Consider the following 25872-nt stretch of genomic DNA (forward strand, 5'->3'; position numbering starts at 1 on the left):
TTACCTCCTGGAAGAGTCGAGCTGCCGCTCGTTCGGGGGGTCCGGTCGCCTTCGCGGACGAGTCGGTGGACGCGGGTCGCCGCGACGGGAGGCGTAGGCCACCGCCGCGATGATGATGAGCCCCTGGGCCGTCGGCTGGATGGTCGACGGCAGGTACAGCTGGTTGAACAGGGTGAAGAGCGCCTCCACGGTGAGGGCGCCGAGCACGGCGGCCACGACGGTTCCGCGACCACCGCCCAACACCACGCCGCCCAGGACGACGGCGGTGATGGCGGTGAACTCCAATCCCTCACCGACCTGGGCGGTCACCCCGGCGAAGCCGCCGATCAGGACGGCGGCCACGGTGGCCATGAGGGAGGACCCGACGAAGGCCAGGGTGCGCACCCGCCACACCCGGACCCCGGAGAAGGCGGCGGCGGTGTCGTTGTCACCGGTCGCCATGAGGGAACGTCCGTAGGGCGAACGCATCAGGAGGATCGCCCCGACCGTGAGCACCGCGGCGATGACCAGCGCCCACGGGAGCTGTCCCAGCACCGGGACACCCTCCAGACCGTGTCGGCCGAACACACGGAAGCCCTCCGACAGGGCTCCGGTGGGCGCGCCTCCGGTCCAGTAGCGCACGGCGCCGAACAGGATCAGCATCGTGCCGAGGGTGGTGATGATCGACGGGACCTTCAGCAGGGTGGTGACCAGGCCGTTGACCAGACCCACCAACAGACCGAAGAGCAGCATCAGCCCGATCACCGGGTAGGTCATCGCCTCGTCGCCGTCGATGAGGCGCGCGACGATCACCACCTGGGCGCCGACCAGCGAACCCACCGACAGGTCGAACTCACCGGAGACGATCACCAGGTACTGGCCGATCGCGAGGACGACCAGCGGGGCCGCCTTCTTCGCGAACGCCATCAGCGGCGGCCCCTCGAAGAACGACGGGTTCTGGGTGGCGATGACCACGAAGATCAGCACCAGCAGCACGGACACGGTCCCGGTACCACCGCGCAGGGTGGACAGGAAGCGGGCGCGGGCGGTCGTCGGTTCGGTCATCGGGTACCTCCCCGGGCCGCGGGTTCCGCTTCCGGTGGTGAAGTCGGGGGATCCGGGGGACCGCTCGCCGAGGGTGGTGCGCCGCCGGAGGGGAAACGGAGGCGGACGGCCGTCCGGGCGTGCTGCCCACGGGCGTAGATGGCCACTGCGGCGATGACGATGGCGCCGCGCAGTACGTCCTTGACGAACGGGTCGACGGACAGGGTGTTGAAGACCGTGTCGAGGGTGGCGAGGATGAACACGCCCGCGACGGTCCCGGCGACGCCGCCGCGCCCGCCCAACAGGTACGTCCCGCCCAGTACGACCGCGGCGATGGCCTCCAGCTCGTAGCCGTTGCCGTACACCAGCGTGTTGCCGGTGCCGAAGCGCGAGGCCAGCAGCAGACCGGCGACGCCGGCCGTCATGGAGCACAGCACGTGCGCGATGATCACCGGCAGCTCGGGGCGGATCCCCGACAGGCGCGCCACCTCGGCGTCACCGCCCACGGCGTACATGTGGAAACCGGTCCGGGTGCGACGCAGGAACAGGATCACGGCCACGGCCAGCGCCAACATCACCAGTGTGGAGACCGGCAGGACGCCGACCCTGGAGAGACCGAACATCTGGAACTCGGCCGGGATCGACCCGCCGGGACCCTGGAAACGAGTGTCCAGGTAGCCCTTGATGATCAGCCCCATGCCCAGGGTGGCGATGAACGGGTTGACCCTCAGCTTGGTGATGATGAGCCCGTTGACCAGGCCGATCAACGCGGCCAGGCCCAAGGTGGCCCCGATGCCGAGGACGATGCGGGAGGGGTCTCCCGCCATCGTGATCGCGGCGACCATGGTGGACAGCGCCGTCACGTACCCCACCGACAGGTCGAGGGAACGACACAGGATCACCAGGGTCTGCCCGATGGCGAGGAACCCCAGCAGACTGGACCGGGTGAACAGGTCCACCGTGTTGGCCGCGGTGAACAGGTTGCCGCCGCGGAGGGCCACGAACAGGGCACCGCCCACCAGCACGATCACCAGGGCGAGGTAGACCAGGCCGGTGGTGCCGGTACGGGCGCGCAGGTTCCTCGAAGCGGAGACGACTCGGGTCACGGGGCGGCCTCCTCACGGTGTACGGAGGCACCGGTGGCCAGGGCCATCACGGTCTCCTCGCTGGAACCACCCGGAAGTTCGCCGGCCACCCGGCCGTCGTCGAGCACGACGAGACGGTCGGACATCCCGATGAGCTCGGGCAGCTCGGAGGATATGAGCAGGATCGCCACCCCGGCGGCGGCGAGTTCGCGCATCAGGGAGTACACGGCCTGTTTGGCGCCCACGTCGATCCCGCGCGTGGGTTCGTCCAGGATCATGACGCCGGGGTCGGTGGCCAGCCACTTGGCCAGAACCACCTTCTGTTGGTTTCCGCCGGACAGGAACCGGACCTCCTGCCCGTGGCCGCCGCGGGCGACCAGCTCCAGGGAGGAGAGGATGCCCGGGATCCGCCGGGCGCGCCGCCCCGAACCGAACGGCAGCACGGCGTCGAGCACCAGGCGGGCGTTGGCCAGGACGGACTGATCGAGCAGTAGGCCCTGGCTCTTGCGATCCTCGGTGACCAACGCCAGGCCGGCGCGTACCGCCTGCCTGGGTGAACGCGGGTCGATCCGACGTCCGTCGACGTGGACCTCACCTCGGGTGAACCGGTCGACGCCGAAGAGCCCGTGCGCGATCTCGGTGCGGCCGCTGCCCTGGAGCCCGGCCAGCCCGACGATCTCGCCGCCGCGTACCTCCAGGTCGATCCCGTCCAGTCGGGTGTTCCCCGCGCCGGACACCGACAGGCGCACCTCGCCCACGTGTTCTCCGTGGGGTCCGAGGGGTTCGGGGAAGACGGAGGAGACCGGCCGGCCCACCATCTTGCGGACCAGCTCCGCGGGTCGGGTGTCGGCGGCCACCATCGTGTCCACCAGGTGACCGTCCTTGAGCACGGTGATGGTGTCGGCCAGGTCGAAGATCTCCTTCAACCGGTGCGAGACGTAGAGGATGCCCACACCGCGCTCCCGCAGCCGGGCGATGATCCGGTAGAGGACCTCGACCTCGTGGTCGGCCAGGGCGGCGGTCGGCTCGTCCATCGAGATGACGCGTGCGTCGTGGGAGAGCGCCTTGACGATCTCCACCACCTGCTGCTCGGCCACCGACAGGTGCCGCACCTTCGACCAGGGGGCGATGCCCGCCAACCCGAGGTCGGCCAGGAGTTCGGCGGTGGCGCTCTCCATCGCCCGATCGTCCACCATGCCCCGGGTGCGGGTCTCCCGCCCGAGGAACACGTTCTGGGCGACCGTGCGCTCCGGGAGCAGGTTGAACTCCTGGAAGACGGTGGAGACCCCGGCGCGCTGGGCCCTGACGGGGTGCTCGAAGGAGACCTCCGCGCCGTCGAGTTCGATCCGGCCGGTGTCGGCCCTGTGCACCCCCGCCAGCACCTTCATGAGCGTGGACTTGCCCGCGCCGTTCTCCCCGACCAACGCGTGCAGTTCGCCGGCGCGCAGCTCCAGGTCGACCCCGTGCAGGACGCGCACGCCCAGGAAGGACTTGCCGATGCCGGTCATCCTGAGCAGGGGCGCGCCGGTCATACCGGTTCCACCTCTTCTATGGCGGGGACGTCGACCCAGCGACGTTCCGCGGCCGAGAGCAGCACGGACTCGGCGATCGCTGCCGCGCGCAGACCGTCGGCGAACACCGGAAGGCCGTCCGGTTCGTCTCCGGCGATCGCCGCCCCGGTGTCGTGGACCAGAGCGTTGAAGCAGTCCTGGTAGCCCTGCGGGTGGCCGACGGGCAGGGTGACCAGACGCGCGGCCTGGGAGCTGAGTTCGGGGTCGTCCCGGGAGATGATCCCGGTCCGGCCGCGCCCGCCCTCCCACAGGGTCTCGGGGTGTTCCTGGTCGAAGCGCAGCGAACCCTTCGTCCCGGAGACCTCCAACACCAACTGGTTCTTCCGGCCCGGGGAGACCTGGCTGATCACGGCGTTGCCCACGGCCCCGCCCCCGGTGGCGAACTGGAAGGACACCAGGTCCTCCGTGGTGACGGGCCGGCCGCCGTTCTCCCCGCGGGTGTCGGTGATCCGGGAGACCTGGGCGCTGACCTCGGTGATGCGGTCGCCGGTGACGAATTCGAGCATGTCGCACCAGTGCGAGCCGATGTCGCCGAAGGCCCGGGTGGGCCCGCCGAGCTCGGGGTCGACCCGCCAGTTGCTCTCCTCGGGGTGGAGGAGCCAGTCCTGTAGGTAGCCGCCATGGGCCAGACCGACCCGGCCGATGGAACCGGAGGCCACGCGCGCGCGGGCCTCGCGCGCCATGGGATGGAAGCGATAGACGAAGGGCACCACGGCGACCCGGCCCGCCGCGGAGGCGGCGCGGGTGAGCTCGCGGGCGGTGTCGGCGTCGGTGGCCAGGGGCTTCTCGCACACCACGTGCTTTCCGGCGGCCAAGGCGGCCAGGGAGAGTGGAGCGTGCAGGTGGTTGGGGGTGCACACGTGCACCACGTCCACGTCGGGGCTGTGGATGAGGTCGAGGGCGTCGGCGTGGGCCCGGGCGATGCCGTGCTCGGCGCGGAACCGTTCCGCCTTGGCGTGGGAGGAACCGGCGACCCCGACGACCTCGCCGCCGTTGGCGCGGACGGCGTGGGAGTGGACCCGTCCCATGAAGCCGGTGCCGACGATCGCCGCTCGGTAGGCCTGGGGGATGGCCGGTCCGGACGAGGGGGCGTCCGAACTTGTGACCTTCTTCACTGACATGTCTGGGACGTTACGTCGGACTTATGTCGACGGTCAAGCATAAGTTGCCGGATCTGGACAAATTAGTTGGCTGACAGGAAATCAATAGATCCTGTGATTCACTGTTCGCATGACGGAAGACGCGCTCACCACGGCCGCACCCGGCGCCGGGACCCTGCTCCGGCTGCTGCGCGACGGCCGCCCCCGCACCCGCTCCGAACTGGCCACCGTCACCGGATTGGCCCGCTCCACCGTCACCCAACGCGTCGACGCGCTCCTGGCCAGTGGACTCATCGGTCCCGCGGGAGAAGCGGTCTCCACCGGCGGTCGCCCGCCCACGACCTTCTCGTTCCGACCCGAGGCGCGAGTGGTCCTGGCCGCCGACCTCGGCGCCACCCACGCGCGTCTGGCCCTCACCGACATGTCCGGCACCGTCCTGGCCGAGGACCGCGCCGACCTCGACATCGCCCTGGGGCCCGAACCCGTCCTGGACTGGGTCGTCGAACACGGCCTCGCCCTACTGGACACCGCCGACCGCGACGCCGACGAACTCCTCGGTGTGGGCATCGGCCTGCCCGGACCGGTCGAACACTCCACGGGACGCGCCGTCAACCCGCCGATCATGCCCGGCTGGGACGACTTCGACGTGGCCGGACACGTCAGCGCCTCGATCCGACGACCCGTGCTGGTCGACAACGACGTCAACATCATGGCCCTGGGCGAACACCACGTCGCCTGGCCCGGCGCCGGACACCTGATGTTCGTCAAGGTCGCCACCGGTATCGGCTGCGGCATCATCAGCGAGGGCCGCGTCTACCGCGGGGCCCAAGGCGCGGCCGGCGACATGGGACACATCCACGTCCCCAACGGCGAACAACGGCCCTGCCGTTGCGGCAACACCGGCTGTCTCGAAGCGGTCGCCAGCGGACACGCCCTCGCCGAGGTGCTCACCTCCGCCGGGGTCCCCGCCACGGGTGCGCGCCAGGTGGTGGAACTGTCCCGGAACGGGTCCGTCCCCGCCCTGCGCGCCCTACGTCAGGCGGGTCGCGACATCGGCGAGGTCCTGGCCGCCGCGGTCAACATGTTCAACCCGTCCGTGATCGTCATCGGCGGCGCGCTGGCCCTGGCCGGAGACCACCTCCTCGCCGGGGCCCGCGAGATCATCTACCAGCGGTCACTGCCGCTGGCCACCGAGAACCTCAGCATCGTCTCCTCCAAGGCCGGGGAGAGCGCCGGCGTCATCGGTGCGGCCGTCATGGTCATCGACCACTGTCTCAGCGCCCGTCACGCCCAGACCCTGGTCATGGGCGCCTGACGGTCACCGGCGACCCGGCTGGGAGCCCGGGGGCCGCAGGTGCCGCATCAGCGACCGGAACCGGCGCCACGCGTCCGGCTCCACCCCGTCCCCGATCCGGTACCAGACCACCGGGGTCATCGGCGGGCCGAACGCCTCGCCGCGAACCGGGGCGGCCAGCGCGCTCGACCTGCCGACCGCCAACACGCCCTCGGCGCCCACCGCCAGTCCCACCGGGATCGGCACGCCGGCCCAGCGCGGTGGCTGGAGCAGGTCGGTACGACCCATCGCGCGTCGCACGGTCATGGACCGCAGCCCGTCACGCTCGGCCAGTTCCCGCACCAGCGGCTCCAGCGCCTCCAGATCCGGTTCGTCCTCCGTCGCGACCGTGAAACGCACGCTCTCGCGCACCCCGGAGGTGATGGGGGAGACCCGCCAACGCCCACCGAACACGGGTTCGGCTCCGTGCGGGCCGTGGAAGAGGGCGGTGGTCTCACCGGGGGCGCGCCCCCGGGCCAGGGTGGTGAGGTCGACGGTGTCCCACTCGCGGGAGAGCGGTTCGGCCACGCCCCACACCGCGGGCGGGGCTCCGCCGAGCCGTTCGGCGAGCAGTTCCACCACCCCTCCCAGCTCCGGCTCGTCGGAGGCGGGGTGGTCCATCTGCAGGTCCACGTGCAGGTGGGAGCCGGTGACGTGTTGCTGTCGTGCTCGAAAGTCCGGGTGGGGGCCGTCCGCCGCCCGCATCCGAGAGTCGGGGACATAACCCACGTCGTCCCGCCACACCAGCGGGAGACCGTTGAAACCGTCGTAGTGGTGGCCGTCGTCGGTACGCACCACCCAGGTGGCGTTCGGGTCGCCCAAGAGCCCGCGCAGGGCGTGCGTGAGCACACTGTCGGAGGGGGTGACCACCTGCAACCCGAGGCCCTCGCGCCCGTACCGGGCCAGGGCGTCCACCAACCAGCCGGACAGCGACACGATCGGGCGGTCCTGCACCAGCACCGCGTGTCGCTCGGTCACCGCGCTCACCGCCGGATGGTCGGTGCCCCCGAGCAGGTGGGGTTCCCGCACAAGCCGCGACTCCGGTTCCCACACGACCCCGCCATGTCTCTCGACCAGGGCTTCGGTGAAACGGCGGGCCAACGCCGACGTGTCCACGTCCTCCAACTCGGTGCCCCTCGCCTCCACCCACAGCGGCTGCGCGGGAAGCTCGTCGGCGAGGCCCCGGCCCAGCAGGCGGTCGGCCTCGGACGAGGTGGCCAACCTCTGCCCGGACTGCACGGCGAGCACCAACCGCCCGGAGTCCTCGCGCAGCTCCACCACGGTGCCCTCGGCCACCAACCGGATCCGCAACGCCGGATCGACCGCGGCCAGGGCCTCCAGCAACGAACGACGGTCGGGGCTCCGCGCCAACAGGGCGATCACGTCACGACTCAACCGGGGGCTCCTCCACGGGGGATTCAGGGCGACCCATACGTTATCGGCCCCTCCCCCGGCCCCTGGGGCACGGGCGCACGAAAGGGGGACGGGACCTGGCGTCCAGGTCCCGTCCCATTCTTGGTGGCGTCTTCGTCTCGTCGTCGGCGTGTCCGGTCAGACATCTCGGCGAGCACGTTCCTCTTCGGCCTTTTGAAGCTCGGCTCGGGCACGTGCCTCGTCGTACTCGGCGTCCTCTTCCATCGCGTGGTAGCGAGCGGGGTCGTACTCACGCTGGTTCACGTCGGGCAGGATGCCCTCGTGTCGCAGGGCCCGACCGGGACGCTCGTCGGGGGTGGCCGGAACCCGGCTGATGATGGCGCTGCGGCCCACGCCGCGCAACAGCGAGGCGATGGCGATACCGCAGATCAGGTTGACCAGGCCGGTGAAGACCTGACTGGAGAGTTCAGCGCCCTGGGTGAAGGGCGTGAAGGCCGCGATGGCCGTGGCCAGACCCATGATCCAGCCGAAGAACGAGAGCGCGCGTGGCGCCGACAGCAACAGCATGTACAGCAGGGCGGTCGCGAGCAGTGCGACCAGACCCGCCACCAGTGCGTAGCCCACCGTCCCCGCGTCACCCAGGTAACCGGCGTCCTCCGGTGCCAGGACCGGGACGCCGAAGACTCCGCGGACGACCAGGGTCCCCGCGAAGATCACCAGGGCGGCGACCACCGCGGTGGCCAGGCCACCCGACCAGAGCCGGCTGACATTGACGGCTCGTTCACTTCCGTTTTCGTTCATACCGATATCCCTGGAATAGGGCCGTAAGTCGGTCGTAGCCCACATACCCGCAGCTCCCTGACCTAACCAGAGCGTGGAACACTGTGGGTATGGCTCCTTTCGCGCACGCCCGCGTCAACCTGGACGCGATCACCTCCAACGCACGTCTGCTCCGCGAGCGGGCCGGTGGAACACCGCTCATGGGTGTGGTCAAGGCCGACGGGTACGGGCACGGCATGGTGCCCGCGGCCCGCGCCCTCCTCGCCGGCGGCGCGTCCTGGCTGGGCACCGCGCTGATCAAGGAGGGTCTGGAACTGCGTCGGGCCGGGATCACCGTCCCCGTCATGTCCTGGATCATCCCGCCGGGGGAGCCCGTGGGCGAGGCCATCGAGGCCGACATCGACCTGGGCGTCAGCGACCGGGGCGTGCTGGACGAGGTGATCGCCGAGGCCCGGCGTCTGGGGCGGACGGCCCGTGTCCAGCTCAAGACCGACACCGGACTCAACCGCGGTGGTGTGTCCCCCGAGGACTGGGAATCGGTGGTCGAGGCCGCGGCCCGCGCCGAGGAGGAGGGGTTCATCAAGGTCAGCGGGGTGTGGTCGCACTTCGCCTGCGCCGACGAGATCGGACACCCCTCGATCCGCGCGCAGCTGGACGTGTTCCACAGGTCCCTCGACATCGCCGAGAAGGCGGGGTTGGAGCCGCAGGTACGGCACATCGCCAACTCGGCCGCGCTGCTGACCCTGCCCGAGGCCCGATTCGACCTCGTCCGCGGCGGAATCGCGAGTTATGGACTGTGCCCGATTCCGGATTTCGACGTGCCCGGATTGCGGCCCGCGATGACCCTCGAATCCAAGGTCGCGCTCACCAAGCGGGTCCCCGCCGGCAGCGGCGTCTCCTACGGACACCGTTACCTCACCGAACACGAGACCTCCCTGGCACTCGTGCCGCTGGGCTACGCCGACGGCGTCCCCCGGGCCGCCACCAACAAGGGCCCGGTGCTCCTGGGCGGACGTCGCCGCACCATCGCGGGAACAGTCTGCATGGACCAGTTCGTTGTCGATGTCGAGAACGACCCCGTGGCCCCGGGTGAGTACGCGGTACTGTTCGGCGACCCGGACGAGCACCCGAACGTCCCCACCGCTCAGGAGTGGGCAGAGGTCCTGGACACCATCCCGTACGAGATCGTCACGCGGATCGGTGTGCGCGTGCCCCGCGAGTACGTCGGCGGGGCGTGACCCACTCGCCGAAATCGGTCACCGCTACCTCCTGTCCCGCCTAACCTGGGTGAAGAGGGAAATCCGGCGTGCCTCCACGGCCGACCGAAACCACAACCGGAACCAGCTGCGAGCCCGATGACCAACACCACTGCCACCACCAACGGCGTGCCCCACGTCCACGCGGTCACCGCCGCCACCGACGACGCCATGCGCGCCCTGGGCCGTGACCTCGCCGCGCTCACCCGCCCCGGAGACCTGCTCATCCTCTCCGGTCCCCTGGGCGCGGGTAAGACCACCTTCACCCAGGGCCTGGGCCAGGGCCTGGACGTACGAGGATCGGTCACCTCGCCCACCTTCGTCATCTCCCGGATCCACCCCTCCCTGAGCGGCGGACCCGCCCTCGTGCACGTGGACGCCTACCGGCTCGGCGGCTCCGAGGAGATCGACGACATCGACCTGGACATGACCCTCCCGGAGTCCGTCACCGTCGTGGAGTGGGGCGAGGGCGTGGCCGAGGGCCTGGCCGACGACCGGCTGGAGATTCGGATCGAACGCCACCCCGACGACACCCGCACCGTCCACCTGCGCCCGGTCGGCGCCCGGTGGACCGACATCGAACTGCCCGGCACCACGGCCGGGCGCGGATAGGCGGAACACCCGTGTTGCTCCTGGCCTTCGACACCGCCACCTCGGCGGTCACCGCAGCCGTCGGCGAGACCGACGACGAGGGCGCCTTCACCCTCCGCGCGAGCGCGAGTTCGGTGGACGCCCGACGCCACGGTGAACTCCTCACCCCGACGGTGCGTGGAGTGCTCACCGAGTCCGGGCTCGAACCGACCGACCTCGACCAGATCGTGGTGGGGGTGGGCCCCGGCCCCTACACCGGCCTCCGGGTCGGCCTGGCCACCGGGCACGCCCTCGCCGACGCGCTCGGGATCCCCTGCCACGGGATGACCACCCTGGACGCCCTGGCCTTCGCGACCAAGCGCACCGAACCCTTCCTCGCGATGACCGACGCCCGCCGCAAGGAGGTGTTCTGGGCGCGCTACGACGACCACCTCACCCGGGTGGGCGAGGTGCGGGTCGACCGGCCCGCCGAGATCGACACCGAGGGGCTGCCCCTGGTCGGTGACGGCGCCCGCATGTACACCGAGGCGCTCGACTCCCCGGCCGCGGAACCGTACCTGCCGGACGCCGCCGCCATGGCCGAACTCGCCCTGTCGCGTCTGCACCGTGGTGAGAAGCTCCCCGAACCAGGCCCCCTCTACCTGCGCCGGCCCGACGCCGTCGAACCGAGCGCGCCGAAGAAGGTCCGCCAGTGGGTGAAGTGAGGGCCCGACCGACCCTGCGTCCCATGACCGACGAGGACGTTCCCGCCGTCATGGAACTGGAACGACGCCTGTTCCCGCACGACGCCTGGAGCGAGGGCATGCTCCGCGACGAACTCGCCGAGACCGCCACCCGCCACTACGTCGTGGCCGTGTCCGCCGGCGCCCTCGTCGGCTACGCCGGACTGCGCTTCGTCCCACCCGAGGGCGACGTGCAGACCATGGCCGTGGCCGAGGAGGCCTGGGGGAGGGGCATCGGGCGGGCGCTGCTCACCGAACTCCTCGACCAAGGGGCGGCGCGCGGCGTCACCCACACGTTCCTGGAGGTGCGTTCGGACAACCCACGCGCCCAGGACCTGTACCGACGTTTCGGTTTCGTCGAACTCGGCGTTCGGCGCGGCTACTACAAGGGAGCGGACGCCATCGTCATGCGGCGTATCGCTCAGGAGGGAACCACCGATGAGTGAGCCGTTGATCCTGGGGATCGAGTCGTCCTGCGACGAGACCGGTGTGGCGCTGGTGCGCGGCTGTGAACTGCTCGGTGACTCGGTGGCCTCCAGCGTCGACCAGCACGTGCGCTTCGGTGGAGTGGTACCCGAGGTGGCCAGCCGCGCCCACCTGGAGGCCATGACCCCCACGGTGCACCGCGCCCTGGACAACGCGGGGGTGTCCCTCTCCGACGTCGACGCGATCGCCGTCACCGCGGGCCCCGGTCTGGCCGGAGCCCTGCTGGTGGGGGTGTCCGCCGCCAAGGCCTACGCCATGGCGCTCGGCAAACCGCTGTACGGCGTCAACCACCTGGTCGGCCACGTGGCCGTGGACCAGCTGGAGCACGGTCCGCTGCCCAAGCCGTCCATCGCCTTGCTGGTCTCGGGTGGACACACATCGTTGTTGCTGGTCAACGACCTGGCCACCGACGTGGTCTCGCTCGGCGACACCGTCGACGACGCCGCGGGTGAGGCCTACGACAAGGTGGCCCGGCTACTGGAGCTGCCCTACCCGGGTGGACCGCCCATCGACCAGGCCGCCCAGCGCGGCGACCCCAAGGCGATCCGGTTCCCGCGTGGCAAGTGGGGCGATGGCACCTACGACTTCTCCTTCTCCGGGCTGAAGACCGCCGTGGCCCGCCACGTCGAGGACGCCGACCGTCGGGGCGAGCCCCTGGTGGTCGCCGACATCGCCGCCGCCTTCCAGGAGTCGGTCGTGGACGTGCTCACCCGCAAGGCCGTGGACGCCTGTATGGAGCACGGAGTGCGCACCCTGGTCATCAGCGGTGGCGTGGCGGCCAACTCGGCGCTGCGCGCCCTGGCCGAGCAGCGTTGCGCCGAGGCCGGGATCGAGCTGCGGGTGCCGCGACCCAGGCTGTGCACCGACAACGGGGCGATGATCGCCGCTTTGGGCGCCGAGGTGGTGAAGGCGGGCCTGCCGCCGTCGTCCCTGGCCCTGGCCACGGACACCTCACTACCGGTGGGGTCCCCACTGGCGGTGTGAACCGAGGCTGGAACCGGGCTCGGCCGGCGTGGTTGGGTACGGGTATGTTCGCCATCACCGCAGCACGCATATCCTTCGACGATCCCCTTTCCGGGCTGGACCTCGGTGAGCGTCCCGACCCCGAACCCCGGGAGGGGTGGACGACCGTTCGGGTCAAGGCCGCCTCGCTCAACCACCACGACGTCTGGAGCCTGCGCGGGGTCGCCCTCAAGGAGGAACGGCTTCCGATGATCCTGGGCGGGGACGCCGCCGGGATCGACGAGGACGGCAACGAGGTCATCGTGCACGGTGTGGTGACCGAGCCTCCCGTGCCCGGCAGATCGCCGCGCTTCTCCCTGCTGTCCGAGATCCACGACGGCACCCTCGCCGAGAAGGTCCTGGTGCCGAAGGAGAACCTTCTCCCCAAGCCGCCTGAGCTGTCCTTCGAGGAGGCCGCGTGCCTGCCCACGGCCTGGCTGACCGCCTACAGCATGTTGTTCGGCAAGGCCGATCTACGGCCCGGGTCGACCGTGCTGGTGCAGGGTGCCGGCGGTGGGGTCTCCGGCGCGCTCATCACCCTGGCCGCGCGGGTGGGCCACCGGGTGTACGTGACCGGTAGGGACGAGACCAAACGCGCCAAGGCCATGGAACTGGGGGCCTACGCGGCGGTGCCCTCGGGGGAGCGTCTGCCGGAGAAGGTGGACGTGGTGTTCGACTCGGTGGGGCAGGCCACGTGGAAGCACTCCATCCTGTCCCTCAAACCGGGTGGCGCCGTCATCACCTGCGGGGCCACCAGCGGTGACGCCCCGTCCGCCGAACTGACCAGGATGTTCTTCCTGCAGTTGCGCGTGCTGGGTTCGACGATGGGCACCAAGGAGGAGCTCCGGGCCCTGGTCGAGATGTGCGTGCGCACCGGCGTCCGGCCCCGGATCGACCGGGTGCTGCCGCTCAAGGACGCGAAGGAGGGGTTCCGGGCGATGGCCGAGGGCGACCTCTTCGGCAAGATCGTCCTGACTCCCTGACACCCTGACAGCAGAGAAGCGGGCCCCGGCGGAGCGTGTCCGCCGGGGCCAGTCGTGTCGGCCGTGATCATCGGGCTCAACGGCCGTCGACGACCTTCACGGTGACGTCTTCGACCCTGCCGCCCCCCGCGAAACCATCGATGGAGGCGGCGATGTCCTGGTGGGAGGTCTTGGTGGTGACCTTGTTGCTCGCTCCCGAGAGCCAGGGCACGTCCCAGTAGATGGTCACGGTGGCCTCCGGCTCGTCCCCGAGCTGGTAGACCACGTAGCCCTCGGTCCCGGAGGAGGTGTTCGACCTGCCGCTGGAACGGAAGGCCAGGATGCTCTCCCTGGCAGGGACGTCGACCGGGTACTGGTTGGGGGAGTCCTTCCACTTCCCCCAGATCAGGTGTTCCGACTGGAACTTGAGGGGCTGGTGGGTCCGGTTGTTGATGTGACAGATCATTTGCAGGCTGTCGGCCATGACGCACTCCTTTCGTTTTGCGAAAAACGCGGTCGAGGCAATGGCGTAATGTTCCGCCATTGCTTTTAAGCGTAACAATAAAGGATTCGATCCCACAAGGTAAAAATGGCGGGAACTTGCGCAACCCTGGCATCAAGTGAACTAATTTCATTTCTTTTTCGGGCGAGTTTCGCCATTTCCTTATAAGGGTTATTCTGGAAAGTTATTTTTTCTATTCACATCCGTTTTCACCTGGGATGATCGTTCACTCGCGGCGCAGGGTCAACGCCTTCCGCTCCCCGGAGCAGACCGGGTGGAACACGAAAGGGGCCCGGAGCGATAGTGCTCCGGGCCCCGACTCGCCCGCCGTGAGTCGAACGGCGACCTAGTCGTCGTCCTCGTCGTCGCCGCGACGCTTCTTCTTGCCGTCACGGCCCGGGCGCAGAAGTGCTTCGGCCAGCGCCAGAACCGTTTCCTCCAGGGAGGAGAATCGCTTGGTGATGTCGTCGTGCGAGTTCTCCACCGCCTCGGTGACGGTCTCCTCGAACTCGTGCCGGTCGGGACGCTGCTTGAGTTCGCGCAGGACCGGGTCCACCGCCGAGGTGACGTGCGCGTCGATCTCGTCGAGCTTGTCGGAGTGGTCCGGCTGCGGACGGTCCACCAGCTCGGTCAGACGCCGGTGCAGCTCGCTGACCTCCAGGGTCTGGGGGAGCTGGTTGAGTCGCTGGTTGAGCGCCTCCAACCGGTCGTCGATGGCCTCCATCCGGCCGTCGACCCCCTCGAAGTGACCGCTGACGCCCTCGAACTTGCCCTCGACACCGTTGACCCGGCCGTCGATGCCGTCCAGGCGACCGTTGACGCCGTCCATCCGGCCGTCGACGCGGTCGATCTTGCCCTCGACGCTCTCGAAGCTGCCCTCGAAGTGTCCCTCGAAGGTGTCGAACCGGTCGGTGAGCCGACCCAGCTCGTGGTCGACCTTGCCGGTGATCTGCGACAGGTGGGTGTCCACCTTGCCGTTGAGGGCCTCACGATGCCGCTCCAGCCGCTCGTCGAGCGCGCTTCGGTGGCTCTGGGTCTGCTCGGTGAGGGTTTCGGTGAGCGTCTGGTGGCGCTCCTCGCTCTCCGAGGTGAGCCGCTCGTGCGCCTCCTGGATGGAGGTGCTCAGCTCGGCCAGGTCCGTGGCGGTCTTCTCGGTGTCCTGGGCGACCTTGGTGGCGAGGGCGTCGGCGCGCTCGGTGACGGACTCGCGCAGGCTCTCGGCGGTCGCCTCGGCGTGCTCGCGGGTCTCGGTCCGGCCCAGCTCGATCTGCTCGTCCAGCTCCGACAGTCGCTGACGCAGGTGTGTGCGCAGGTCGGTGAGGGAGGACTCGTGGTTCTCCCGCAGCTTGGTGAGCGTGCCGGTGAGGTCGGCGACGGCGGCGGTGGCCTCGGCGTGGTTCTCCTCGGCCTGGGTGCTTAGGTGACCCACGCTCTCGGTGAATTTGCCGGTGAGGGCCTCGTGCCGCTCCTGGGAGGTCGTGGCGAGGGACTTGAGCCCCTCGGCCAGTTCCTTGTGGCGCTCGCCCAGCTCGCCGGTGTTCTCCTGCAGGCGGGCCAGCAGGGTCTCGTTCTGCTGAGAGGCGCTCTCATCGACGAGGGTGCGCAGTTCGGCGGTGCGGTCGGCGAGGGTGGTGTTGAGCTCGGCGCGGCTCTCCCGGACGGCCTCGCGGGTCTGCTCGACCGCCTCGCCCAGGGCGTCCTTGCCCTCCACGAACCTGCCGGCCAGCTCCTCGTGACGCTCCCCGAGAGTGGTGTCCAAGGTGGCGAGCGCGGTCTCGATGGCCTCGGTGCGCCCGTTGAGGGTCTCCAGGGCGGTGTCGAGGGCGTCCAGACGGGTGCCGAAGGTCTCGCCAAGCGCGGTGACGCGCTCGCCGACCTCCACCACCTGCTCCGCGGTCCGGGTCCCGGTCTCGGCCATGCGCTGCAGACGGGTCAGCGCGGTGTCGAGGTGGCCGGCGATGCGGTGGGTGTCGGCCCGTAGGGAGGGCATGTCCGACAGGGGCTTGACCTGTTGACCGAGAACCTCGATGTGCTCGGCGAGGGCCTCGGCCCACTCCGGCGGACGGGCCAGGAAGTCGTCGATCCGACCGTCGACCGCGGTGATCGACTCGGCGAGTGAGGTGAGCTCGCGTTCGCGCAGCTCGCGCAGCAGCCACTCCATGCCTTCGAGGCGCTGGCGCATCTCCTCGCTGACGGCCCCCTGGGACTTCTGCTCGGAGACGTGTTCCTGGGCTGCCTGGGAGAGGAGGTCGCGCATCCGGTCGGAGACACCGGACTGCCCCCCGCCGTTGAGGAAGTTGTGATTGGTCTGTTCCACCGAGGTGCTCCTTATGGTTCTGGCGCTCCCGCCCTCGCCCGGTGCTTCGGACGGTGGAGGTTTCCGGGAGGACGGGTTCTCGATGGTCCCCGGATGGGCGGCGTGACGCGCCGACTAGGCCTCAACGTGACGAAAGCGTGACTGTGCGTACACATTGGGGGTGTGGGCGCTGTGCCGGTCCGGGTGAGCCCATGAGAAAGGGGAAGAGTACGGCGGGGGCCAGTTTAACGACATCACCCGGCGTAACCAGGGGGGTCCATGAAAGATGTCGTTATGTGAGGTAACGATATGGTTCGCGCCCGGTGGTTCGAGTTACGTGCGGGCTTTTTCCTCGAAAGTCGAGGGGCTTCTATGGCGTCCCGATTTCGCGACACAGCAGGTAGAAGGGTTTTTCGCCGATGCGGGTGAGGGCGATGGTCATCTTCTCCGGACCGGACGCCTTCAGATCGCGCCGAAGCCTCTCCGTGTCCACGGCCGATCCCCGTTTCTTGATCGTTATCGTTCCGGCCCGGTGGGCCCGCACCGAAGCGCGAAGTCTCTTGGCCGAGAACGGCGCGCACTCCACGATCTCCAGCACCCGCCACAGCGGTGAGACCTCGACCCGGTCCGAGGTGAAGTAGGCGATCCGCTCGTCCAACAGGGCCCCGTCCACCTTGGCCGCGGCCTCGGCCACCAGGTGCGAACGCACCACCGCCGGGTCCGGGTCGTAGAGATAGCGTCGCGCCGCCGACACCGGAGCGGGCCCCAGGTCTGGGACGGCGTCCAGACGCGCGACGGAACCCTCGCTCGCCAACAGCCCGGGCCGCTCGTGCAGCACCGTGGCGCGGCGCCGAGGCCCCTCCGCGAGCGCGCCGAACCACAGGGCCGTCTCCTTCAGTTCGCCGTCCACCGAGATCCACTCCACGGCGGCCGCGGGGGACAGGGCCTCGTGCGGGATGCCCGGCGCCGCCTTCAGACAGGCCGCGCCCGCGGCCTCGGCCAGGGCGGTGGCCACGTCCCACGGGGGTGAATAGGACGCCGGGTCGAACACCCGACCCCGGCCCCCGCGGCGGGCCGGGTCACAGAACAACAGGGGATGGGCGCCGGGGGCCACCTCGTTCACGTCGCCCTCGCGCACATCGGCGTGATCGGACAGGCCCAAGGCCTCGATGTTGGCGCGGGCCACCGCCACCGTGAGGGGGTCGGCGTCCACCCCCTCCACCGGAACCCCCACCTCGGCCAGGGCCAACAGGTCGGCTCCCACGCCGCAGCACAGGTCGCCCGCCGGGCCACCGTTCAGGACGGAACCGGCCACCTCGGCGACCCGTTCGGCGCGGTGGGCCGCGATCGAGGCCCGGGTCGACTGCTCCAGGCCGTCGGGGGTGAAGAACATCCGCATCGCGCGCTCCCCGAACTTGGCGCGTCCACGCTCACGCAACCCCACCTGGGTCATCACCGCGTTGACGAGTTCGGACACGGGAAGGTCCGGGGCCAGGGCGGACACCGCCGGGTTCGCGCGCAGCCGAGAGGCCGTCGACAGGGGATCCTTCGCGGCGGAGGCGGGGTCCACTTCGGCCAGGACCTCCCGTCCCGCGTCGGTGAGCAGCGCCGAGAAGGCGGGAAGGTGCATGGGTTCTCCTGCGGTGGGCACGACGAGAAGGCGAGCCCGCCCCCGTGACCAGGACCCTCGCCACATTTCCATTCTGGCACTCTCGGGGGTAGAGTGCTAACCGCGACGAGGCCGGTCTGGCACCCGCGACGACAGGCCGCCGCGGTCGCCCCTTTTACGAAGAGCCGGTCCGTGCTCCCGCACGGGCCGCCGTTCAGGACACCGAAACCTTGAAGGGGGAGGTCACTACCGTGTCGACCGCCACCAAGACCGTGCTGAAGCCGCTTGAGGACCGCGTCGTGGTCAAGACCCTGGAGGCCGAGCAGACCACCGCCTCCGGTCTGGTCATTCCGGACACCGCCAAGGAGAAGCCCCAGGAGGGCGAGGTCCTGGCCGTGGGTCCCGGCCGCTGGGACGACGAGGGCGACAAGCGCATTCCGCTGGACGTCAGCGTCGGCGACGTCGTTCTGTACAGCAAGTACGGCGGCACCGAGGTCAAGTACGACGGCGAGGAGTACCTGGTGCTCTCCGCCCGCGACCTCCTCGCGGTCGTCGAGAAGTAGCTCTCGGCGTTCGATCCTCGACATCCCGCACCGGTCGGCCCTCGAAGCCGGGCGGGGCGGGATGTCCTCGTTACATGACCTCACAACGGTAAGAGGAAACACCACAGATGCCGAAGATCCTGGAGTTCGAGGACGACGCCCGTCGCGCCCTTGAGCGGGGCGTGGACCGTCTCGCCGACGCCGTGAAGGTGACGCTCGGTCCGCGCGGCCGCAACGTCGTCATCGACAAGAAGTTCGGCGCCCCCACCATCACGAACGACGGTGTGACCGTCGCCCGTGAGATCGAGCTGGAGGAGCCCTACGAGAACCTGGGCGCCCAGCTGGTCAAGGAGGTCGCCACCAAGACCAACGACGCCGCGGGTGACGGAACCACCACGGCCACCGTGCTGGCCCAGGCGCTGGTCCGCGAGGGCCTGCGCAGCGTGGCGGCCGGTGCCTCCCCGATGTCCCTGAAGAAGGGCATCGACACCGCCGCCCAGCAGGTGTCCGAGACCCTGCTGGAGCGCGCCGTTCCGATCAAGGAGCGCTCCGACATCGCCTACGTGGCGACCAACTCGGCCCAGGACGCCCAGATCGGCGACCTGATCGCCGAGGCGTTCGACAAGGTCGGCAAGGACGGTGTCATCACCGTCGAGGAGTCCCCGGCGTTCGGGCTGGAGCTCGACTTCACCGAGGGTCTGCAGTTCGACAAGGGCTACATCTCCCCGTACTTCGTCACGGACGGGGACCGCCAGGAGGCGGTGCTGGAGGACGCCCTCATCCTCATCAGCCAGGGCAAGATCGGCAACCTCAACGAGCTGCTGCCGCTCCTGGAGAAGGTCGTCCAGACCAAGAAGCCGCTGCTGATCATCGCCGAGGACGTCGAGGGCGACGCCCTGGGCGCCCTGGTGCTGAACAAGATGCGCGGTGCGCTCAACGTCGCCGCGGTCAAGGCGCCCGGCTTCGGTGAGCGTCGCAAGGCCATGCTCCAGGACATCGCCGTCCTCACCGGCGGTCAGGTCATCTCCGAAGAGGTCGGCCTGAGCCTGGACAACGCCGAGCTGGACGTGCTGGGCACCGCCCGTCGCATCACCATCACCAAGGACGACACGACCATCGTCGACGGTGCCGGTGCGCAGGCCGACGTCGAGGACCGCGTCCGCCAGATCCGCAACGAGATCGAGGCGAGCGACTCCGACTGGGACCGCGAGAAGCTCCAGGAGCGCCTCGCCAAGCTCGCGGGCGGCGTCTCGGTGCTGAGCGTGGGCGCGGCCACCGAGATCGAGCTCAAGGAGAAGAAGCACCGCTTGGAGGACGCCATCTCGGCGACTCGTGCGGCCATCGAGGAGGGCATCGTCGCCGGTGGCGGCGCCTCCCTGGTGCACGCTTCCACCGCCCTGGGCGACCTCGGCCTGACCGGCGACGAGGCGACCGGCGTGTCCATCGTCCGTCGCGCGCTGGTCGAGCCGGCCCGTTGGATCGCGGAGAACGCCGGTGCCGAGGGCTACGTCGTGACCCACAAGATCTCCGAGCTGGAGATCGGCCACGGGTTCAACGCCGCCACGGGCACCTACGGCGACCTGACCGGTGCGGGCATCCTCGACCCGGTCAAGGTCACCCGTTCCGCCGTTCAGAACGCCGCTTCCATCGCGGGCATGCTGCTGACCACCGAGGTGCTGGTCGCGGACAAGCCCGAGGAGGACGAGGGCGACGGTCACTCCCACTAGGGGGTGAGACGTCGAGCGGGGGCGGGCCGCCACGGTATCCCGCCCCCGCTCGCTGAAGCGGCTCGGAGTGGTCGGTCTCACTATCATGGGGGAAGGTCGAAAGAGCATCTTCTCTGCGGTGATTTCGGGCCATTTTTCCAAAATGTGACCATTCCGTAGTTGCCGATTGGAGTGGTTGGGTCCCGTGATGCGGGCATCATTCCTAACGTGACGGATGCAGGCGCCCGGGGGGGCGTTACCGCGCAGCGGACAGGGACGCCCTCCGACGTGCGCGAAACGGGTTTGAACCAACTGGGATCGCTCGCCGTTCAGGGGGACGACGGGGCGATGGACTCGCTGCTGCGCGAGATCCGACCCATGGTGGTGCGGTACTGCCACAGCAGGCTGGCGCGGGTGTCGGGGCTGGCACACCACTCCGACGACGTCGCGCAGGAGGTCTGCATCGCCCTGATCACGGCGATCCCCAGATACCAGGACCGGGGCAGGCCCTTCGCCTCCTTCGTGTTCGGCATCGCGGCGCACAAGGTCGCCGACACCCTTCGAGTGGCCGGACGAGTGGAGACGGTCCCCACCGACACCGTGCCGGAGCCGCCGGACGAGGGGCCCGGACCGGAAGAGGCCGCCGTGCGCGTCATCGAGGCGCAGCGGGCCAGAGAGCTCCTCGACGAGCTTCCCGAACAACAGCGCAGACTGCTGGTGTTGCGGGTGATCACAGGACTGACAGCGGACGAGACGGGACATCTTCTTGGAATGTCGGCAGGGGCGGTACGGGTTGCCCAGCACCGAGCTATTGCTCGGCTTCGGAAGGTGGCCCTGGCGAACCGCGTCCTCCCATAAGGCCTCGATCGAGCACGGACGCGTGCCCGGGCCGGGCACGAGAGCCTGCCCGAACCGCATCACCTTCCTCCCCCCGAGGCGCTCCCGCGGGTACTGCCGTTACCCCCACGCTTCGTCCCGGTGATCCTTCGGTGACCTCCGCTCTCGGGCCGACCGTGACGTTGCGCACTTCATGGCCGTGGTGACGGGGCGAACAGTCCATTCCACCTGGGGAGCACGACACGACGTCCTAGGATGAGACGACACGCGGGGGTGATCCGCGCAGGTGTTGCCGGTCAACAGCGGAGGTTGTGTCATGAGCCAGGAGTACAGCGAGTACGGGGACAAACTGCTCCCGCCGGGGCTGACCTACGATGACGTCCTGCTGGTACCGGGTTACTCCGATCTTCAACCCGGCGACGTGGACACCGCCACCCGCCTGTCCCGCAACATCGAACTCAGCATCCCGCTGCTGTCCGCCGCGATGGACACCGTCACCGAGGCCCGCATGGCCGTGGCGATGGCCCGCCAAGGCGGCGCCGGGGTCCTGCACCGCAACCTCTCCGCCGAGGACCAGGCCGGCCACATCGACCTGGTCAAGCGCTCCGAGGCCGGCATGGTCACCGACCCGGTCACCTGTCAGCCCGAGGACGACCTCGCCGAGGTCGAGCGCCTGTGCGCCCACTACCGGATCTCCGGTGTCCCGGTCACCGACGCCCAGGGCAGGCTCGTCGGCATCGTCACCAACCGCGACATGCGCTTCGAGGACGACCGCTCCCGCCTGGTACGCGAGGTCATGACCACGGAGAACCTGGTCACCGCGCCGGTCGGGGTCAGCCGCGAGAAGGCCTTCGGGCTGCTGCGCAAGCACAAGGTCGAGAAGCTTCCGCTGGTGGACGCCGACAACCGCCTCCGCGGCCTCATCACCGTCAAGGACTTCATCAAGAGCGAGCAGTTCCCCGACGCCACCAAGGACGCGGACGGCCGTCTCGTCGTCGGCGGCGCCGTCGGCGTGGGCACCGAGGCGGAGGAACGCGCCAAGCTGCTCGTCGACGCCGGGGTCGACTTCCTCGTCGTCGACACCGCGCACGGCCACTCCGCGGGGCTCGCCGACATGATCGCCAAGCTCAAGGCCAACTCCCGCGCCGACATCGTCGCCGGCAACGTGGCCACCCGAGCCGGGGCCCAGTTGCTCATCGACGCCGGTGCCGACGCCGTCAAGGTCGGCGTGGGCCCGGGTTCCATCTGCACCACCCGGGTGGTCGCCGGTGTGGGCGCCCCACAGCTCACCGCGATCCTGGAAGCGGCCAAGGCGTGCGGCCCGGCCGGTGTTCCGCTCATCGCCGACGGCGGCCTCCAGTACTCCGGCGAGATCGCCAAGGCGATCACCGCCGGCGCGAGCACCGTCATGCTCGGCAGCCTCCTCGCCGGTGTGGAGGAGAGCCCGGGTGAGCTCATCTTCATCAACGGCAAGCAGTTCAAGGCCTACCGCGGCATGGGGTCGCTGGGCGCCATGCGCGGCCGCTCCTTCTCCAAGGACCGCTACGCCCAGGCCGACGTCTCCTCCGAGGACAAGCTCGTCCCCGAGGGCATCGAAGGTCAGGTGCCCTTCCGTGGCCCCCTCTCGGCCGTCGCCCACCAGCTCGTCGGTGGACTGCACCAGTCCATGTGGTACGCGGGCACCAGCACCCTGCCCGAACTGCGTGAACGCGGCCAGCTCATGCGCATCACCAGCGCCGGCCTGCGTGAAAGCCACCCGCACGACATCAAGATGACGGTGGAAGCACCCAACTACAACGCCCGCTGAAGCACGAACGGGAAATGAGAGGGTGACCGTGGACGGATAGACTCACGTCCGCGGTCATCGCGCCGGTCGACCGACCGGCGCCGCACGTCAGAGGGGAAGCGAAGCGTTGGCTCAGGTGGAGATCGGGCTGGGTAAGAACGGGCGTCGCGCCTACGAACTCGATGAGATCGGGATCGTGCCGGCCAGGCGAACCCGAGACCCGGAGGAAGTGTCGATCTCCTGGCAGATCGACGCCTACCGGTTCGAGACGCCCCTGGTGGTCAGCCCCATGGACAGCGTCGCCTCGCCCAAGACCGTCGTCGCGGTCGGGCAACAGGGCGGCCTCGGCGTTCTGGACCTGGAAGGTCTGTGGACGCGGTACGAGGACCCGGAGCCGTTGCTCCAGGAGATTCGTGAACTCGACGACGTGGCGGCCACCAAGCGGCTCCAGGAGATCTACTCCGCCCCCATCCAGGAGGAGCTGATCGGTCGCCGGATCGAGGAGATCCGCGACACCGGCCTGGTCACCGCGGTCCGTCTGTCGCCGCAGCGCACCGCCCAGTACCACAAGGCGGTCGTCGACGCGGGTGTGGACATCTTCGTCATCCGCGGCACCACGGTCTCCGCCGAGCACGTCTCGGGCCGGGCCGAGCCGCTCAACCTCAAGCAGTTCATCTACGACCTCGACGTCCCCGTCGTGGTCGGCGGCTGCGCCACCTACACCGCCGCCCTGCACCTGATGCGCACCGGCGCGGCCGGCGTGCTGGTCGGTTTCGGTGGCGGGTCGGGTCACACCACCCGTTCCGTTCTGGGTGTGGCGGTCCCCATGGCCAGCGCCATCGGCGACGTCGCCGCGGCCCGCCGCGACTACCTCGACGAGTCCGGTGGCCGCTACGTGCACGTCATCGCCGACGGTGGCATGACCGGCAGCGGTGACATCGCCAAGGCCCTGGCCTGCGGTGCCGACGCCGTCATGGTCGGATCACCGCTGGCCCGCGCCGCCGAGGCGCCCGGCGGCGGCTACCACTGGGGCAGTGAGGCTCACCACGGTGAACTTCCGCGCGGCGAGCGGGTCGAGGTCGGCACCATCGGTGACCTCAAGTCGATCCTGCACGGGCCGGCCTCCACCAGTGACGGCTCCATGAACCTCATGGGAGCCCTGCGGCGCACCATGGCGACCTCTGGTTACTCGGACCTGAAGGAGTTCCAGCGGGTCGAGGTCGTCGTCAACCCGCACCGGTAGAGACGACCGCGAACACGCGACGCGACACCACGAGGACGCCCCGCCCATCGGCGGGGCGTTCCTCGTTTCCAAACGCCCACCGGTGAGATCCGGTCGAGACCATGTGCGACCATGGGGCGAGTTTTGATGTGTTGTTACGTCTTGGTGACCTTTCCTTGGGGAGGACTGCATGGGTGGCAGCGTGAGCGACGCCCGGCGGCGTCGAAGCCGTGGGCCGATGATCGCGGTCAGTCTCGCCTTGGCCGTTTGCCTGTTGGTGACGGTGGGGGTCGTGGTCCTGGTCGGGCGGGTGTCCACCGCGCTCAACGAATGGGAACCACCGACCGCCGCCTCCGTGGACCCCTCGGACGGCACCATCGCGACCCCGCCGCACGACGAGCTGACCGGGCCCCCCGAACACACCGGGGTGACGCCGCGTACCGACGACGAGACCGGAGAGCCCGCCGAGGCCGGTGCGGACGAACAGTCCCGCCCCGCGCCCGGAGCGCAGCGTCCCGACGACACCTGGCTGGACGAGGTCGCCGACGCGACCGGGATCCCGCGCCGGGCGCTGGAGGGCTACGCGAGCGCGCAGCTGGTGCTCGACGAGGACCAGGCCGAGTGCGGCCTGTCCTGGCCGACCCTGGCGGGGATCGGCTTCATCGAATCCCGCCACGGCACCTACGCGGGCGGTGAGATCGGCCCGGACGGCAAGACCACCGTGAACGTCATCGGCATCCCGCTCGACGGCACCAACAACACCCGGGCAATTCCGGACACCGACGGTGGTGAACTGGACGAGGACACCGAGTGGGACCGGGCGGTCGGCCCGATGCAGTTCATCCCGGTGACCTGGGACAAATGGGCGGAGTCGCTGGAGGGAGAGACCCCCGACCCGCACAACATCGACGACGCGGCCCTGTCCGCCGCCCGCTACCTGTGCGAGGACGGCCGTGACCTGAGCGCCACCGAGGACTGGGTGGACGCGATCTTCGAGTACAACCGGTCCGACTCCTACCGGGACGACGTCCTCGCCTACGCGCACGCCTACGCCGACGCCTCCTGAGAGGTTCCCCGGTCACGCGCCCAGGCCCAGGCCTGATCCTCCTCATCGGCCTCGAAGAAGCGCAGGTCCATGTCGACGAAGGCGTCCGCCAGGGTGGTGAGGTACTCCACGACCCGGCTGTCGCCGACCACCGCGTAGCGCTCGATCTGGTGGAAGTGCTCCTTGGCGAACCGCAGTCGCTCGCCGAGCGTGGGGGTCTCTCCGGTCGGCCACCCGTGGACCCGGACCAGGAGGCGGACCCCGCCGGACCGGTCGATGGCGCGGCGGACCTCTTCCAGGAGTTCCTCGAAGGACTCCTGGGAGATGGTGCCCTCCACCTCGAACCCGAGTACGTCGTCCTCACCGGAGTCCAGTCTTCTGTACATGGCCCCTCCGTTCCTCGAATGGCGGCGTGCGGGCGCACCTACCCGCTCGGGGCGGTGACCATGCGTTCCGGGAATCGGGGTTGTCCACAGGCGGGGAACGGTGGGTGGTGCCGGAGCCCCCGCCCGTGGTCTTCTCTCTGTATGGGGGAGCCCCGGCTCTCGTCGGCTTCGGCGTGCCCGGAACCGGCCGCGTCCCCTCTCAGGGCAACGTGTACTCGAAGACGTAGGCCACCGAAGGCTCCCCGTGCGCGGCCACGTACCGGCCGGCTCCCCGCAGCCCCGTCAACTCCCCGGTGCCGGACACCACCTCGAATTCACAGCGCACCTCGCCCCGCCCCGCGAAGGTTCCACGTTCCGCCACGATGAACGTGCCCGGACGGCCGTCCAGGGTGCCGCTCAGCCGCTGGAAACCGGTGAACGAGCCGGTTCCGTCCTCCAAGTAGACGAACGTGTAGGCGCAGTCGGTGTCGGCCGCCTCGATCCCGCCGCTGTAGTGGTTGGTCACGTGGGCCCGGGCGAGCTTGGGCGAGGGGCCCTCCGACAATTCCTCCTCCTTCCAGTCCGCGAAGGTGAAGGTGCCCTCCGTGCGTGTGGTCGTCTGCGTCGAGTGTGCTGACTGTGGCGTCTGTGCTGTGCGGGACATGGTGCCCCTCCCG

General features: G+C 69.6%; 24 protein-coding genes. 13 read left to right on the top strand and 11 right to left on the bottom strand.

Annotation, left to right across the window (positions count from 1 at the left end):
• The 4 genes from ACWGSK_RS08465 to ACWGSK_RS08480 are packed head-to-tail and all read right to left on the bottom strand — an operon-like array spanning nt 1 to nt 4794.
• Complete coding sequence (locus ACWGSK_RS08465) at nt 1-1044, bottom strand: ABC transporter permease (RefSeq protein WP_452455512.1); 1044 nt, start codon at nt 1042-1044, stop codon at nt 1-3.
• Nucleotides 1041-2129 (bottom strand): ABC transporter permease, encoded by a 1089-nt coding sequence (locus tag ACWGSK_RS08470; RefSeq protein ID WP_452455513.1) that lies wholly within the window; start codon nt 2127-2129, stop codon nt 1041-1043. The genes ACWGSK_RS08465 and ACWGSK_RS08470 overlap by 4 nt, the downstream gene beginning before the upstream one ends.
• On the bottom strand, nt 2126-3640 hold the full coding sequence (locus ACWGSK_RS08475) for a sugar ABC transporter ATP-binding protein (protein WP_358507016.1): 1515 nt from the start codon (nt 3638-3640) through the stop codon (nt 2126-2128). Before ACWGSK_RS08475 ends, ACWGSK_RS08470 begins: the two co-directional genes overlap by 4 nt.
• Nucleotides 3637-4794 carry a Gfo/Idh/MocA family protein gene (locus ACWGSK_RS08480; protein ID WP_358507068.1) on the bottom strand — a complete coding sequence of 386 codons (1158 nt, stop codon included), beginning with the start codon at nt 4792-4794 and terminating at the stop codon, nt 3637-3639. The genes ACWGSK_RS08475 and ACWGSK_RS08480 overlap by 4 nt, the downstream gene beginning before the upstream one ends.
• Before the next feature lie 115 nt (nt 4795-4909).
• Here ACWGSK_RS08480 and ACWGSK_RS08485 point away from each other — a divergent pair, with 115 nt between their 5' ends.
• The gene (locus ACWGSK_RS08485; RefSeq protein ID WP_358507018.1) at nt 4910-6094 is read left to right on the top strand and encodes an ROK family transcriptional regulator; all 1185 of its coding nucleotides are present in this window, start codon (nt 4910-4912) and stop codon (nt 6092-6094) included.
• A 3-nt stretch (nt 6095-6097) separates the two neighbouring features.
• On the opposite strand, the gene ACWGSK_RS08490 is transcribed toward ACWGSK_RS08485, so the two are convergent.
• Both ACWGSK_RS08490 and ACWGSK_RS08495 read right to left on the bottom strand, forming a co-directional pair.
• The gene (locus tag ACWGSK_RS08490) at nt 6098-7507 is read right to left on the bottom strand and encodes a DUF6177 family protein (protein WP_452455514.1); all 1410 of its coding nucleotides are present in this window, start codon (nt 7505-7507) and stop codon (nt 6098-6100) included.
• Nucleotides 7508-7663: 156 nt separating this feature from the next.
• Nucleotides 7664-8287, bottom strand: coding sequence for a DUF6069 family protein (locus ACWGSK_RS08495; RefSeq protein WP_358507022.1), 624 nt, complete (start codon nt 8285-8287; stop codon nt 7664-7666).
• 89 nt (nt 8288-8376) lie between these two features.
• Here ACWGSK_RS08495 and alr point away from each other — a divergent pair, with 89 nt between their 5' ends.
• From alr to ACWGSK_RS08525, 6 genes are all read left to right on the top strand, one after another.
• Nucleotides 8377-9504, top strand: a complete 1128-nt coding sequence (gene alr, locus ACWGSK_RS08500) for an alanine racemase (RefSeq protein ID WP_358507024.1) — start codon at nt 8377-8379, stop codon at nt 9502-9504.
• A 117-nt stretch (nt 9505-9621) separates the two neighbouring features.
• Nucleotides 9622-10134: a tRNA (adenosine(37)-N6)-threonylcarbamoyltransferase complex ATPase subunit type 1 TsaE gene (tsaE, locus tag ACWGSK_RS08505; protein WP_358507026.1), complete on the top strand. Its 513-nt coding sequence runs from the start codon at nt 9622-9624 to the stop codon at nt 10132-10134.
• 11 nt (nt 10135-10145) lie between these two features.
• Nucleotides 10146-10817 carry a tRNA (adenosine(37)-N6)-threonylcarbamoyltransferase complex dimerization subunit type 1 TsaB gene (tsaB, locus tag ACWGSK_RS08510; RefSeq protein WP_452455515.1) on the top strand — a complete coding sequence of 224 codons (672 nt, stop codon included), beginning with the start codon at nt 10146-10148 and terminating at the stop codon, nt 10815-10817.
• Nucleotides 10818-10840: 23 nt separating this feature from the next.
• Nucleotides 10841-11281, top strand: coding sequence for a ribosomal protein S18-alanine N-acetyltransferase (gene rimI / locus ACWGSK_RS08515; RefSeq protein WP_358507029.1), 441 nt, complete (start codon nt 10841-10843; stop codon nt 11279-11281).
• Nucleotides 11274-12305, top strand: a complete 1032-nt coding sequence (gene tsaD / locus ACWGSK_RS08520) for a tRNA (adenosine(37)-N6)-threonylcarbamoyltransferase complex transferase subunit TsaD (RefSeq protein WP_358507031.1) — start codon at nt 11274-11276, stop codon at nt 12303-12305. The genes rimI and tsaD overlap by 8 nt, the downstream gene beginning before the upstream one ends.
• A 44-nt stretch (nt 12306-12349) precedes the next feature.
• Nucleotides 12350-13306, top strand: a complete 957-nt coding sequence (locus ACWGSK_RS08525; RefSeq protein WP_452455516.1) for a zinc-binding dehydrogenase — start codon at nt 12350-12352, stop codon at nt 13304-13306.
• 76 nt (nt 13307-13382) lie between these two features.
• Here ACWGSK_RS08525 and ACWGSK_RS08530 read toward each other — a convergent pair whose 3' ends face one another.
• The 3 genes from ACWGSK_RS08530 to ACWGSK_RS08540 all read right to left on the bottom strand — a co-directional run bounded on the left by ACWGSK_RS08530 (nt 13383) and on the right by ACWGSK_RS08540 (nt 17713).
• Nucleotides 13383-13769 carry an aegerolysin family protein gene (locus ACWGSK_RS08530; RefSeq protein ID WP_452455517.1) on the bottom strand — a complete coding sequence of 129 codons (387 nt, stop codon included), beginning with the start codon at nt 13767-13769 and terminating at the stop codon, nt 13383-13385.
• Nucleotides 13770-14133: 364 nt separating this feature from the next.
• Nucleotides 14134-16104: a hypothetical protein gene (locus tag ACWGSK_RS08535; RefSeq protein ID WP_358507037.1), complete on the bottom strand. Its 1971-nt coding sequence runs from the start codon at nt 16102-16104 to the stop codon at nt 14134-14136.
• Nucleotides 16105-16453: 349 nt separating this feature from the next.
• On the bottom strand, nt 16454-17713 hold the full coding sequence (locus ACWGSK_RS08540; RefSeq protein WP_452455518.1) for a class I SAM-dependent methyltransferase: 1260 nt from the start codon (nt 17711-17713) through the stop codon (nt 16454-16456).
• 230 nt (nt 17714-17943) lie between these two features.
• On the opposite strand from ACWGSK_RS08540, the gene groES reads away from it, so the two are divergent.
• The 6 genes from groES (at nt 17944) to ACWGSK_RS08570 (ending at nt 24851) form a co-directional block, all read left to right on the top strand.
• The gene (gene groES / locus ACWGSK_RS08545) at nt 17944-18255 is read left to right on the top strand and encodes a co-chaperone GroES (RefSeq protein ID WP_067600482.1); all 312 of its coding nucleotides are present in this window, start codon (nt 17944-17946) and stop codon (nt 18253-18255) included.
• A 107-nt stretch (nt 18256-18362) separates the two neighbouring features.
• Nucleotides 18363-19961 carry a chaperonin GroEL gene (gene groL / locus ACWGSK_RS08550; RefSeq protein WP_358507041.1) on the top strand — a complete coding sequence of 533 codons (1599 nt, stop codon included), beginning with the start codon at nt 18363-18365 and terminating at the stop codon, nt 19959-19961.
• Between the two features lie 282 nt (nt 19962-20243).
• Nucleotides 20244-20798 carry an RNA polymerase sigma factor ShbA gene (gene shbA, locus ACWGSK_RS08555; RefSeq protein ID WP_358507070.1) on the top strand — a complete coding sequence of 185 codons (555 nt, stop codon included), beginning with the start codon at nt 20244-20246 and terminating at the stop codon, nt 20796-20798.
• Nucleotides 20799-21093: 295 nt separating this feature from the next.
• On the top strand, nt 21094-22584 hold the full coding sequence (guaB, locus tag ACWGSK_RS08560; RefSeq protein WP_358507043.1) for an IMP dehydrogenase: 1491 nt from the start codon (nt 21094-21096) through the stop codon (nt 22582-22584).
• 115 nt (nt 22585-22699) lie between these two features.
• Nucleotides 22700-23806, top strand: a complete 1107-nt coding sequence (locus tag ACWGSK_RS08565; protein WP_358507072.1) for a GuaB3 family IMP dehydrogenase-related protein — start codon at nt 22700-22702, stop codon at nt 23804-23806.
• A gap of 169 nt (nt 23807-23975) precedes the next feature.
• Entirely contained in the window at nt 23976-24851 is an 876-nt protein-coding gene (locus ACWGSK_RS08570; protein WP_358507045.1) for a lytic transglycosylase domain-containing protein, read from the top strand.
• Here the strand turns inward: ACWGSK_RS08570 and ACWGSK_RS08575 are convergent.
• Nucleotides 24833-25216, bottom strand: a complete 384-nt coding sequence (locus tag ACWGSK_RS08575) for a SpoIIAA family protein (RefSeq protein ID WP_358507046.1) — start codon at nt 25214-25216, stop codon at nt 24833-24835. The two genes, ACWGSK_RS08570 and ACWGSK_RS08575, sit on opposite strands and share 19 nt — an antisense overlap.
• 199 nt (nt 25217-25415) lie before the next feature.
• On the bottom strand, nt 25416-25859 hold the full coding sequence (locus ACWGSK_RS08580) for a DUF3224 domain-containing protein (RefSeq protein WP_358507048.1): 444 nt from the start codon (nt 25857-25859) through the stop codon (nt 25416-25418).
• Nucleotides 25860-25872: the final 13 nt, after the last annotated feature.

The sequence above is a fragment of the Nocardiopsis sp. NPDC055551 genome, from assembly GCF_053619415.1.